Below are 12524 nucleotides of genomic sequence, written 5' to 3' on the forward strand. Positions count from 1 at the left end.
TAATAAATCCTCAACATTTAAGAAACTGGTTTGCTAATTGCTGCTACTGTACCTCATAACAGCCGGAAGTGCTGTATAGTCCAATACGCTTGGGTTAAGCATTTCTTTCTTCTCTTTGTGTCCTTCTCTGACGAGACGCTGCGCGACTGCGTCCTACCCTGCGGGAAGCCGCTCCGGGTCTATGCAGTTCGTTAAAAAATTGACTTTTGCAAAGAGTTTTAGCCTTAACTGAACTGTATTGGTTTATGGTATCCGTGTTTGCACAGTAGTAGCTGGTGTATTGGTTGAAGGTGTAAACCCAGCCAGTTTACCCGACTTCTGGGGTACAAAATCCGTTTCTTTGCTACCTTGAACCTCAGATAAGTAGCAATCTCGCACTGCCAACAACAAGCCTTTGATGGCATCTGGTGCGCCTGTTTTAACTAAATCGTCTGCCTTTTTGAAAAAATGCGATCGCCATTTGCCATCGTTATTGCCATACAATTCGATTAAATACCAACCTGCAAGATACTCAGCTAAAGGGTCAAGACAGAAACGGATTCTGTCTTTGGCAGAACCGATAGTTTGAATCAGATGCAGGCGCTTTTCCAGATAATTGAGGTGTGCTTCGGGGTCATCAATACCCAAAGCTGCTAATGCAGCAATAGCATCTGCACGCTTGGCGGTTCCTGGTTGATAACTTTGCTGCAAGCATTCCCAGGCGATGGTTTTGGCAATTTGATGAACAGTACGGTCATCAAATTGATTGTCTGTAACATCACGATTGAGTTCATTGATATAACCCAGCATCAAATTAGGAATATTTTCTGGCAACGCAGAAATATTAGATGTAACGTCTTTACTGGCGATTAACTGTTCAGCATAAAGTTTAGCCAGCAAGACAGTGATATTATTTTGACCGACCATGAGAGAAAGACGGTTACAAGCATCAAAAAATTCCTGGTCAGTAAAGCGATCGCGTTTACCTCGCTGCATGAGATAAGCTTCCATAAAGGACGATAGTTTATTCGCCTCAATACGCAAAGGTTTAATTATCGTCTTATTAACCCGCCCCAGCTTTTCCTCAATTCGGGAAGTAATCACCAACGCATTCACCGGAAACTCTGGCGACTCCGGCTCAATTGCTTCTCGTGTAGTGGCATTCATTTCTGAGAACCGATCTACAATCACTAGAATGCGTTTCTTTCTTAACAAACGTAATAGTAATTCTTGACAAATCGGCTCTGGTTCATCAATTACAGCTTGCAACTGTCCTCTGATGGCTTCTAAAAGCGGCGACTTACCTTCAGTTACCCGAAATTCTTCTTCTAAAAGCACTGGTAACATCAAATGTTTGCAGAGTTGTTGGTCTTCATCCTCAGCCATTGCCCATCCAGCTATTCGACACGCTAAACTGGTTTTACCTACACCCCCTTCCCCACCAATTACTAGACAGCTACGTTGTTTCTCAAAAGTTGAGCGCAAATTCTCATTCATCAGTTGGGGAACTGTTGTACCATCCAGAACAACGGGAATGGGAATGTAACAGGCGCGACTGTTAACTGTATCCTTTTTGGGAAATTGTTCGCGGGCTGCTTTGATATATTTAGCTACCCACGCATCTAATACTCTGGGATGGTAATGAAACCAGCCAACAAATAGCACATATCGCAGAGGTACATTAACGCTGATAAATGGCAGAGAAAAATCTGTGTAAGGTTTGAGGGCATTGTTAATTTTCAACAACCATAAAGGGGCTACTCGCAAGAGAATTAACCAAATAGAAGGCAATAAGATAAGGTAAGCGGCAATTCCCAAAAGTAATTTATGCTTAAATAGCGATTCTAGAACTCTATCAAAGAGGCGAGTTTCTTTTTCTGCTTTCAGGGCATTGAGAGGGCGACGTATCAGCCTAATGTCCGTCTCTGTGAATTTATCTTTGTATTTTTGTATAGTTGTCAATACTTGCTCAAAGTCTGAGATGACTTTCTGCAACTTGGAGGTAGGTAAAGCATTTGCTTTGTCCTGAAAGCCTGCTGCTATTCCTCCTAAACCTTTGATAGCACCTAAACGCACGTAGAACTGGCTATCATTCAACAGGGCAATTAAATTCGGGACAGAAGATACTGCTTCTGTACCCATTGCACCCAGAGCGTAGGCAGAATTGTAACGTACAGTGGGGTTCTTATCTTTTAAGGCAGCAGTTAATACTGGGACAGCTACTTTCGCTTCTACACCAATTTTTCTGAGTGCAGAAGGAACATAAATGCGAACGAATTGCTCCTTGTCTTGTAACGCCGCCATCAACGATGGAACTGCTGCTTTGGCTGCTGTACCAATATTTCCTAAAGCTAAGGTGGCATACAGGCGGACTTGTCCATCTTCATCTTGCAATGCCGCACTTAAGGCTGGAACTGCTGGTGCTGCTTCTGCACCCAAATCTCCTAAAACCGAAGCGGCGTGCCAGCGAAGATTAATATCCTGATTTTTCAAAGCCTCAATCAGAGACGGCACTGCTGCCGAACCGATATTAACTAATGCATCTGCTGCAAGGCTTCTGATGTGGGCATCGTTATCTATCAGCTTCTCAATCAGCGGAGCAATTTTGCTGTCAGTAGTGATTTGCGCCCAACTATTGCTTGTGCATAGTAGGAACAGTGTCAGGCATAAGACAACCACCTTGAGCGCACTAAGTAATACTTGTCTGGTATGCTTTGTCATTGAATCGGATTGAATCACCCGATGAACAACTCCAGTCAGAGAAACTATACCTAAGATTGTAATCTAACTGTCAATGTGGGTTAGCGATGTCTACGACGGTCACTGAGCGCAGCCGAAGTGCGGGCTACGCCTACGCACTGATTTGCTCTTTGACTCTGCGCCCTCTGCACCTCTGTGGTTCGTTTCTTTACTCCTCAAATTTCACCTGATGGCTTACTAAACATCGCTTAAGCTTGATTAGCATTGGGATTTAAACGCATCATAATTTTCTCTGGTTCTGTCAAATTTTTAAATCCATAACGTCGATAAAGTCCATGAGCATCTTTTGTGCCTAACAACCACCTTTGAACGTCTTGCAATTCTGGATATTCCAAAATATATTCTACAAACCATTTTCCTAAACCCTGTCCTCGATAAGGCTCCAAAATAAAAACATCTTTTAACAACGCAGAAGTTGCATAATCGGTGATGACTCTCGCAAAGCCAACTTGTTGATTATCTTCATAAAGTCCAAAACATAAAGAGTTTTGTATTGACTTTTCCACAGTAGCTAACGGAATGTTTTCAGCCCAATAAGAAGTTTGCAAAAAACCATGAATCATTTGAATATCTAATTTAGATTTATCAGTGTTGATGTAAAATCGATGTTTTAATTCTTCATTCATCTTGCTACATCTTTTATTTAATAGGTTAAAAAATTATAATTCATTCTTGGGGTCAGTGGTTTTGTAGTGTCAAATGATGAAATTACTGAACCATTAGCTGGATAACAGAGGCTATATTCAGCATTCAATGATATAGGTGCATATAGTTATTGATTATGAATCAGCCTACAACAAAATCTTGGCAAGAAGTCCTCGCTGCTTTCAAACAAATCTGGGGTTATGAAGATTTCCGCCCACCACAGGGAGAAATTGTTAGCAGTTTATTGTCACAAAAAGATGCGCTGATTATTATGCCCACAGGTGGTGGGAAGTCGATTTGTTTTCAACTTCCTGCACTGCTACAAACAGGATTAACTTTGGTAGTTTCGCCCTTGGTGGCGTTGATGGAAAACCAAGTTCAGGAACTACTACAAAGCCACCAAAAAGCAGCACTTTTGCATAGTGAATTATCTTCATCTCAACGCCGTGCAACGCTGCAAGCTTTAGAACGCCAACAGCTAAGATTACTTTATTTATCGCCCGAAACTTTGCTCAGTGCGCCAGTTTGGGAAAGATTATCTCACCCGCAATTGCAAATTAATGGTTTGATTTTAGATGAAGCTCATTGTTTAGTGCAGTGGGGTGATAGTTTTCGCCCAGCTTATCGTAGATTAGGGGCGGTGCGTCCGGCATTGCTCAAATCAAAACCACCAGGAACAAAAATCAGCATTGCCGCTTTTACCGCTACTGCTGACCCTTCAGCCCAAAAAATTATTCAAACAGTTTTACAATTACAGCAACCAGAGATTTTCCGCTTGAATCCTTACCGTCCGAACTTGCATCCCAGCGTTCGCATTGCTTGGACACCACGAGGTAGGAAACAACAATTATTAAAGTTTATTCAAAATAGACCGCAACAATCGGGATTAGTTTATGTTCGCACTCGGAGAGATAGCGAAGATTTAGCCCAATGGTTAGCAGAGATGGGTTACGCTACAGCTAGCTATCATGCAGGGTTGGGTGCAACAGAACGCCGTGAAGTAGAAGCAAGCTGGTTAAGTGGCAAAATACCATTTGTTGTGTGTACCTGTGCGTTTGGTATGGGGATAAATAAAAGCGACGTTCGCTGGGTGGCACATTTTCACGCGCCGCATCTGTTATCTGAATATGTGCAAGAAATTGGCCGCGCTGGAAGGGATGGGAAACCGGCAGAGGCGTTAACGTTGGTGAGTGAACCTACGGGGTGGTTAGATTCAGGGGATAAGCAAAGACAGGATTTTTTTCACGAACAAATGCGATCGCAACAACAAATAGCGCAGCAACTTGTGAAAAAATTACCAAAACAGGGAGAAGTGAATGCAGTAACTCGACAATTTCCCGAAGGTGCAACGGCGCTGGCTTTACTCCATAGTAACGGTCAGCTAAACTGGCTTGATCCTTTCCATTACAGCATTGGGCAAAAAGCGGGAAATCAGCCACCAACGCAATTACACGCTGTTAAACAGATGCAGCAATACCTAACAATTAAGCAGTGTCGTTGGCAGTTTTTGTTAAATGCCTTTGGTTTTGACAAAGAAGCAGCTAACCTGCGTTGCGGACATTGCGACAATTGCCGTCAATGAGTATAAAAGACTCGTTCACGAGTATCGAACTGCAATGGTTTCAAGCCCCTAGCTGTCTTCTATGGGGAAAAGAAAAAGATTTTTGCCAAGACTGCTTGCAGCGAGGCACAACGTGTCAATACTCAAGTCCCTACTTTTAAGTATGGGGTTTGCTATCCCTGCTCCTCTTCTCCCCTGCTTCCCCTGCTCTCTTAGTTGACTTCCGCCTTACGGTACTAGGTTCATCCAATAGGATGAATTGTCATTTTCACCATCAAGTGACAATAGGGTAGTCAAGTAGAGGATAAAAAGATGTCATCTGCTCAAGCGCCCTCCCTACCACCGTTGATTCCGCGCGAAATCCTGTTTGGGAATCCCGAAAAAACTAGCCCACAACTCTCGCCTGATGGCAAGTACTTGGCATATATCGCCCCTGATGAAAAAAATGTCTTGCAGGTATGGTTGCGAATTATAGGACAAGAAGACGACCAGATACTAACTGCCGACAAAAAGCGCGGTATCCGCATTTTCTTCTGGACTTATAACGCCGACCAGTTGATTTATATGCAGGATTCGGATGGCGACGAGAACTTTCATCTCCACTTGGTTAATATTCACTCCAAGATTGTGCGTGACTTAACGCCATTCCAGGGTGTGAAGGCCGAACTTGTGGAACTGGAACCAAAATTTCCAGATCAAGTGCTGGTAGCGTTGAACTTGAACAATCCCCAAAAGTTTGACGTTTACCGCATTAACCTTAAAAATGGTGCGGTTGAGTTCGACACTGATAACCCCGGTAACATTATCAGTTGGACATCTGACGCTGATTTTCAAATACGTGCAGCGACAGCTAGTACACGCGATGGTGGTTATGACCTCTTATTGCAGAAATCAGATAAAAAGTGGGAAATTCTCCGCCACTGGGGAGCAGAAGAAGAAGGTAATTCTGTTAGCTTCTCAGATGATGGTAAAACCCTTTATATTCAAGGGAATCATGATGCTAACGCCAACCGTCTGCTAGCTGTTGACCTAGAAACCCGTCAAGAAACCGTTATTGCTGAAGATGAACAGTATGATGTCGTGGGGATAATTATTCACCCATTGACGCGAGTTATCCAAGCAGTTTCTTTCTACAAAGATAAACAAGAATGGCAAGTAATTGACCAGAGTATCGCCGCAGATTTTGAGGAAATCGCTAAGGTGCGTCCTGGAGAATTCTCTATAATTAGCCGTGACTTGGAAGATAAAACCTGGCTAGTAGCTTATAGAACTGACAATGGGCCAGTTTATTACTATGCCTACAACCGAGAGTCCAAAACTAGCACTTTCCTTTTTAGCAACCAACCCAAACTCGAAGCGTTGCAGTTAGCTTCAATGCAGCCAATTTCTTACGAAGCGCGGGATGGCTTAACTATCCACAGTTACTTGACAACCCCTGTAGGAATACTTACGCAGAATCTCCCAACAGTACTGCTGGTTCATGGCGGCCCTTGGGCGCGGGATGTTTGGGGTTTCTCTCCCACAGCGCAATGGCTAGCTAACCGGGGTTATGCCGTTCTGCAAGTGAACTTTCGCGGTTCCACTGGCTACGGTAAAGCATTTTTGAATGCTGGGAATCGGGAATGGGCTGGTAAAATGCACGATGATTTGATTGACAGTGTTAATTGGCTGGTGGAACAAGGCATTTCCGACCCACAAAAGATTGCGATTATGGGCGGTTCTTATGGAGGTTACGCCACTCTAGTAGGATTAACTTTTACACCAGAAATATTTGCGGCTGGTGTGGATATTGTCGGGCCGAGTAGCCTGATTACTCTGATAGAAACTATACCGCCTTATTGGGAACCATTGAAGGCAATGCTTTCTCATCGTGTCGGTAACTTGGAGACAGAAGAGGAGTTTCTGAAATCGCGATCGCCTTTATTTTTTGCTGACCGAATTCAAAAACCTTTACTCATCGGTCAAGGTGCAAACGATCCGCGAGTGAAAAAATCAGAAAGCGATCAAATTGTCAACGCCATGCAACAGGCTGGTTTGCCAGTGCAATATGTACTTTACCCTGATGAAGGACATGGTTTTGCCAGACCAGAAAATCGCTTGCACTTTTTTGCGATCGCAGAAGAGTTTCTCGCCAAATACTTAGGTGGCAGATTTGAACCTTTGGCAGATATCCCCGGTCATTCAGGAATAGTGAAATAAAGCCTCAAAAGGTGGTTAGTATTATTCACCGACCACCTTAATATTTTTAATCTAGTAAACGTATATACCAAGGAGCCAGTGTACCAAATCATAGTCCACTGAACACGCCCAAGCTCCAGACAGTTTGCCTTTAAGTTTATGAGTCTGCAACAATGGATCAAATGGATCGGCGGTTAGTAGTGCTAACCGCTCTCCAATCCGCTCTTGCAATTCTGGCTCTCGTCGTACTAATCGCTTAAATGCTCGTTTAAACGATGATGCCAGAACTACAGTTCTCACTTGCGTAACTCATCCATTATTTGAGTAACATTTCCACGGAACATTTTTCCTGACTGGTATTCTACTTGTGCTTGAGCGATATTAGCAGCAATTTCAGAACGCCGCCGTTCTGCCAACCGATGGCTTATCAGATCAATTAATGTTTCTTGTTCATCTACTGATAAGTTTTCGATACTTTCTAGAACTTGATCTAACCTGGAAATTGAGGTCATTATTTATTGTTACCTTCCTTACAGTACATAAACATTAGATAAGTCCTAAAATTGTTGCAAAAATCTCAAATCACTAGCATACAACCGACGAATATCATCGATTTGATGTAACACCATTGCAAAGCGTTCTACACCAAAACCGGCAGCAAACCCTGTATAAACTTCTGGGTCATAACCCACAGACTTAAGTACATTTGGATCGACCATACCGCAGCCCATCACCTCTAACCAGCGACCATTCCACTGCAAATCCACTTCAGCAGAGGGTTCAGTAAACGGGAAATAACTGGCGCGGAAACGAATAGGTAAATCGCCAAATATTGCTTGTAAAAATACTTTAATTGTGCCTTTGAGGTCAGTAAAAGTTAGTCCCTCATCAATGGCTAAAAGTTCTATTTGATGGAAAACTGCTGAGTGAGTCGCGTCTACATTATCTCGCCGATAAACTCGCCCTGGAGCCACAACCCGAATCGGTGGTTCTTCTCTTTCCATATAACGAATTTGCACTGAAGAGGTATGAGTGCGGAGGAGATTACCGTCTGGCAGATAGAAGGTATCCTGCATATCACGGGCGGGGTGATCGGGCGGGGTGTTGAGAGCCTCGAAATTATAATAATCTGTTTCCATCTCTGGCCCTTGAGCCACGGTGTAGCCCATACCAACAAAGATATCCAGCGCCCGGTCAATAATTCCATTGAGGGGATGAATGCGACCTTGGGGGCTGTAAATTCCCGGCATAGTTACATCCAGAGTTTCCGCCTCTAGCTGTACCTGAATTTGTGCGGCTTCGAGGGCAACGCGTTGCTGGTCTAGACTAGTTTGCAGAGATTCTTTGACTGTATTGGCGATCGCTCCAATTTTTGGCCGTTCCTCTGCACTCATCTGCCCCATACTTCGCAACAGTGCCCCCAGTTCACCTTTCTTACCCAGATAGTTAACTCTGAGTTCTTCCAGACGTTCTAAGGTGTTGGCGGCTGCGATCGCTTTTTCTCCTTCTTGGCGCAGTGCTAAAAGTTGAGCTTCTAAATTGCTAGTCATTAGTTATTAGTCATTAGTCATTAGTCATTAGTCTATAGTCAAAAGCTGTGAATCGGTCGATAAATAAACTTACAGCTATGCCATTAACAGCAGCCAAAGGTAAGGGTTGAAACCAAATCTCTGTTTATCAGTTATGAACGATTGGGCTAGTCTAGCACGCACATAAATCCAGCTAACATCTTACTTAACCAGACTTGAGGATTGAGCAACTAGTCTTAAAGGTAGGCAAAATTCCGCCACACTGTCTAGTGAGTATAAATATTTTTTTGCTGCTTGTGACCTCAGACATTGACAAATGGCTAATAACAAATAACTAATAACTAATGACTAATGACCAATGACTAATGACTAATGACCATGAAATTACTAATTAGCAACGACGACGGCGTTTCTGCTTTGGGGATTCGTACCCTAGCCAACTACTTGGCAGAAGCAGGTCATGATGTTAGTGTAGTTTGCCCAGATCGAGAGCGATCGGCAACTGGACACGGATTAACTTTACACCAACCCATTCGCGCCGAAATTGTTGAAGGGATTTTTCATCCTGCTATCAAAGCTTGGGCTTGCGATGGTACGCCTTCAGATTGCGTCAAATTGGCGCTGTGGGCTTTGCTAGATACTCCTCCCGATTTGGTTCTCTCTGGCATTAATCAAGGTGCGAATTTGGGAACTGAAATCTTATATTCTGGCACTGTTTCGGCGGCAATGGAAGGTCTAATTGAAGGTATTCCCAGCGTAGCCCTAAGTCTTATTAGTCATACATCTAAAGACTTTGAACCTGCTGCTAAGTTTGCCAAAATTCTCGTAGACCAGTTAGCCCAGAAACCTCTACCAGATTTAATGTTGCTCAACGTTAATATTCCTGCTGTGAAGTGGGAAGAAATTGCTGGAGTGACACTTACCCGTCAAGGAGTACGGCGTTACATTGATGTGTTTGATAAACGAGTTGATCCTCGTGGAAAAACGTACTATTGGTTAACCGGAGAAGTAGTTGAGGAGGTGGAACCTCCAACTGGATTAAATCTGCCTCAAAATGTACCAACAGACGTGCAGGTTGTACGTAAAAACTACATCAGTATAACCCCGTTACAATACAATCTAACTTACGCAACTGGGCTAGATAAATTGTCTGATTGGGAATTCCATTTTCCCTGAATCATTTGATTTATCAGGATAAAACTGGAGTTATTTAAATGCATCAGAGAAAAATGTAGGCTATAACGTAGGGGCACTCTTGAAATAACCGATACACATTCACCCCAAAAGCTAGAAAATTCTCCCTGACAGTATTTCATCCACATTTACACAATCAGCCAGAAACAGGGTATGCTGTTTTACCAAGAAATCTTCCCTCTAATACAATCGGTGAGACAGCATAAACTTAGACAATTTAATTAGTAATTTTTCCAATTATCGCCCGCTCAGTCCAGCAAGCAACACCCATGTCTAGGATAGAGAACCAATTTACCGTACAATTTTGGGGCGTTCGCGGCAGCATCCCCAGTCCAGGGCCACACACCGTTCGCTACGGCGGTAATACCCCTTGCATATCAATGCAAGCGGGCGATAAACGCTTAGTTTTCGATGCTGGCACAGGACTACATGTTTTAGGGCAATCTTGGTTGCGCCAAATGCCGTTAGAAGGTCACATATTTTTTACTCACTCTCACTGGGATCACATGCAGGGTTTTCCCTTCTTTACCCCAGGATTTGTCAAGGGAAATGATTTTCATATCTACGGCGCGATCGCACCTGATGGATCGACCATAGAGCAGCGCCTCAACGATCAAATGTTACACCCGAACTTTCCCGTACCCTTGCAGATCATGCAAGCCAATTTAAAGTTCTACGACATTCGAGCAGGGCAACCAATCCACATCGATGACGTTACCGTAGAAACAGCACCTTTAAACCATCCAGGAGAAGCCGTAGGATACCGTGTCAACTGGCGTGGTGGTGCTGCTGCTTATATTACTGATACCGAACATTTTCCTGACCGGCTCGATGACAATGTGCTGTGGTTAGCTCGTAATGCTGATATTCTGGTTTACGATTCCACCTACACAGATGAAGAATACCACTCCCCAAAAACCCCAAAAATTGGCTGGGGACATTCTACCTGGCAAGAAGCGGTGAAAGTGGCACAAGCTGCTAACGTCAAAACTTTGGTAATTTACCATCACGACCCCGCCCACAATGACGACTTTTTGGATTGTGTAGGGCAACAAGCCTCTGAGAAATTTCCCGGTGCTATTATGGCACGCGAAGGAATGGTACTTCAGATTCCTACCTCAGTAGCCTTATCAGAATCTTTTCCTGTTAGTAAGTTTTCTACCTAAAGATTGCGATCGCAGGAATTGGAGATTTTAGATTAGATTGGTGATCAGAAGCTTTCAGCAGTCATTGGTCATTAGTCATTGGTCATTGGTCACTTGTACTGAGTTTCGACTGCGCGGTAATCGAGCGAAGTCGAGATTCAACTACCGCGAATGCGAGTGCGTCTCGTAGAAAAGCCATTGGCGGAGCCTCTCCAAGAGTTGTATTGGTTATTAGTCATTGGTTATTTACAAAAGACAAATGACAAAAGACAAATGACAAAAGACAAGTTGGTACTAGAAAAGCTGTCCTCCTGTCGGCGGTTTACCATAAGGTAGCTTCCTGCTGATAGCTAAAATAAACCTAAAATCTCAGAATCCACGTGCTAAATTTGTCTCAAAATGGGTGTTCTGTGTGGGTTGCTTCTTCTAGCGTTGGGCTGCTAACGCCGACTGCTGTTGCCCTTGGCAAGTTTGATGGTGTTCATCTTGGTCATCAAAGGGTAATTCAACCAGTCTTGCACCCTAGCGATCGCTTGTTAGTAGCCAGTAGCCCCCAGTCAAAGGAAAATCAACAACTAACAAATCAAGAATATACTTACTCAACAGTTGTCACCTTTGACCCACATCCACAGGAGTTTTTTACGGGGCAACCCCGGACTTTGTTAACGCCACTGGATGAAAAAGTCCAACAATTGCGATCGCTTGGGGTAGAACAACTAGTATTACTACCCTTTGACAAAGAATTATCTGCTTTGACCCCCGAAGAATTCGTCCAAAAAATTCTCGTCCAGCAACTGCAATGCCAGCGAATTAGCATCGGGCAGGATTTTTGTTTTGGCGAAAAGCGCAGTGGCACTGCTAAAGATTTGCAATTAATCGCCGCCAAACACAATATCCCCGTTACCATCGTTCCCTTACAAACTTATACAGGTGACTCGCCCACCCAAAGCAGTTGCGTTAGCACTAATCCAACTCAAGATGCCCGCATTAGCACTTCATTGATCCGCCAAACCCTTGAGCAAGGCGACATCGAAAACGCAAATTTACTACTAGGTCGCCCCTATACTCTCTTTGGTGTTGTGGTTCAAGGTCAACAATTGGGTAGAACAATTGGCTTTCCCACCGCCAATCTCCAACTACCAAAAGAAAAGTTTTTGCCCCGCCAAGGAGTTTACGCTGTCCGTGTTTTTACTCTTAGTGAAACATCAGATGTCGCTTCTAGTGAGAACTTGGGCGTAATGAACATCGGCAACCGCCCAACTGTAAATGGTACTTATTCATCTGCGGAAGTACATTTATTTGATTGGTCTGGTGATTTGTATGGCAAAAAACTGGCTGTAGAATTAGTTAAATTTTTGCGCCCTGAACAAAAATTTCCTTCTCTAGAAGCCTTAAAAACACAAATTCAACTTGACTGCGTTGTTGCTAAAGAAGTTTTGAGTGCTGAGTGGGAACAATAGATAGGGCATCGGGGATGGGCTGAAAAGTCAGAGGGAAAGAAATTCCTAATCCCCATTCCCCATTCCCCATTCC

Annotated in this window: 10 protein-coding genes; 5 read left to right on the plus strand and 5 right to left on the minus strand. The window is 43.6% G+C overall.

From position 1 onward, the window contains the following. Nucleotides 1–243: 243 nt before the first annotated feature. Entirely contained in the window at nt 244–2700 is a 2457-nt protein-coding gene (locus tag GNF10_RS30090; protein WP_185580628.1) for a HEAT repeat domain-containing protein, read from the minus strand. 227 nt (nt 2701–2927) lie between these two features. Then, on the minus strand, nt 2928–3365 hold the full coding sequence (locus tag GNF10_RS30095) for a GNAT family N-acetyltransferase (RefSeq protein WP_185580629.1): 438 nt from the start codon (nt 3363–3365) through the stop codon (nt 2928–2930). 155 nt (nt 3366–3520) lie between these two features. Between GNF10_RS30095 and GNF10_RS30100 the strand changes: the two genes are divergently transcribed. Beyond that, nucleotides 3521–4966: an ATP-dependent DNA helicase RecQ gene (locus GNF10_RS30100; protein WP_185585031.1), complete on the plus strand. Its 1446-nt coding sequence runs from the start codon at nt 3521–3523 to the stop codon at nt 4964–4966. Nucleotides 4967–5257: 291 nt separating this feature from the next. Next, nucleotides 5258–7144, plus strand: a complete 1887-nt coding sequence (locus GNF10_RS30105; RefSeq protein WP_185585030.1) for a S9 family peptidase — start codon at nt 5258–5260, stop codon at nt 7142–7144. 51 nt (nt 7145–7195) lie between these two features. On the opposite strand, the gene GNF10_RS30110 is transcribed toward GNF10_RS30105, so the two are convergent. Genes GNF10_RS30110 through pheS form a run of 3 tightly spaced genes read right to left on the minus strand, consistent with a single transcriptional unit; the run spans nt 7196 to nt 8673 of the window. After that, a complete protein-coding gene (locus tag GNF10_RS30110) occupies nt 7196–7423 on the minus strand; it encodes a plasmid stabilization system protein (RefSeq protein WP_185585029.1) in 228 nt (75 codons plus the stop codon). After that, nucleotides 7420–7635 (minus strand): hypothetical protein, encoded by a 216-nt coding sequence (locus GNF10_RS30115; protein WP_185585028.1) that lies wholly within the window; start codon nt 7633–7635, stop codon nt 7420–7422. The genes GNF10_RS30110 and GNF10_RS30115 overlap by 4 nt, the downstream gene beginning before the upstream one ends. 45 nt (nt 7636–7680) lie before the next feature. Further along, on the minus strand, nt 7681–8673 hold the full coding sequence (pheS, locus tag GNF10_RS30120; RefSeq protein WP_185585027.1) for a phenylalanine--tRNA ligase subunit alpha: 993 nt from the start codon (nt 8671–8673) through the stop codon (nt 7681–7683). 357 nt (nt 8674–9030) lie between these two features. On the opposite strand from pheS, the gene surE reads away from it, so the two are divergent. From surE to GNF10_RS30135, 3 genes are all read left to right on the plus strand, one after another. Continuing rightward, on the plus strand, nt 9031–9828 hold the full coding sequence (surE, locus tag GNF10_RS30125; protein WP_185585026.1) for a 5'/3'-nucleotidase SurE: 798 nt from the start codon (nt 9031–9033) through the stop codon (nt 9826–9828). A gap of 287 nt (nt 9829–10115) precedes the next feature. Then, nucleotides 10116–11012: an MBL fold metallo-hydrolase gene (locus tag GNF10_RS30130; RefSeq protein WP_185585025.1), complete on the plus strand. Its 897-nt coding sequence runs from the start codon at nt 10116–10118 to the stop codon at nt 11010–11012. 359 nt (nt 11013–11371) lie between these two features. Continuing rightward, the gene (locus tag GNF10_RS30135; RefSeq protein ID WP_185585024.1) at nt 11372–12451 is read left to right on the plus strand and encodes a bifunctional riboflavin kinase/FAD synthetase; all 1080 of its coding nucleotides are present in this window, start codon (nt 11372–11374) and stop codon (nt 12449–12451) included. Nucleotides 12452–12524: the final 73 nt, after the last annotated feature.

The sequence above is a fragment of the Nostoc sp. UCD121 genome (assembly GCF_014222285.1).
Classification (GTDB): Bacteria; Cyanobacteriota; Cyanobacteriia; order Cyanobacteriales; family Nostocaceae; genus Nostoc.

Coding starts and splice junctions, on each gene's coding strand:
- GNF10_RS30100 (WP_185585031.1), top strand. CDS start 3,521: ATGAATCAGCCTACAACAAAATCTTGGCAAGAAGTCCTCGCTGCTTTC.
- surE (WP_185585026.1), top strand. CDS start 9,031: ATGAAATTACTAATTAGCAACGACGACGGCGTTTCTGCTTTGGGGATT.
- GNF10_RS30095 (WP_185580629.1), bottom strand. CDS start 3,365: ATGAATGAAGAATTAAAACATCGATTTTACATCAACACTGATAAATCT.
- GNF10_RS30115 (WP_185585028.1), bottom strand. CDS start 7,635: ATGACCTCAATTTCCAGGTTAGATCAAGTTCTAGAAAGTATCGAAAAC.
- GNF10_RS30105 (WP_185585030.1), top strand. CDS start 5,258: ATGTCATCTGCTCAAGCGCCCTCCCTACCACCGTTGATTCCGCGCGAA.
- GNF10_RS30130 (WP_185585025.1), top strand. CDS start 10,116: ATGTCTAGGATAGAGAACCAATTTACCGTACAATTTTGGGGCGTTCGC.
- GNF10_RS30090 (WP_185580628.1), bottom strand. CDS start 2,700: ATGACAAAGCATACCAGACAAGTATTACTTAGTGCGCTCAAGGTGGTT.
- pheS (WP_185585027.1), bottom strand. CDS start 8,673: ATGACTAGCAATTTAGAAGCTCAACTTTTAGCACTGCGCCAAGAAGGA.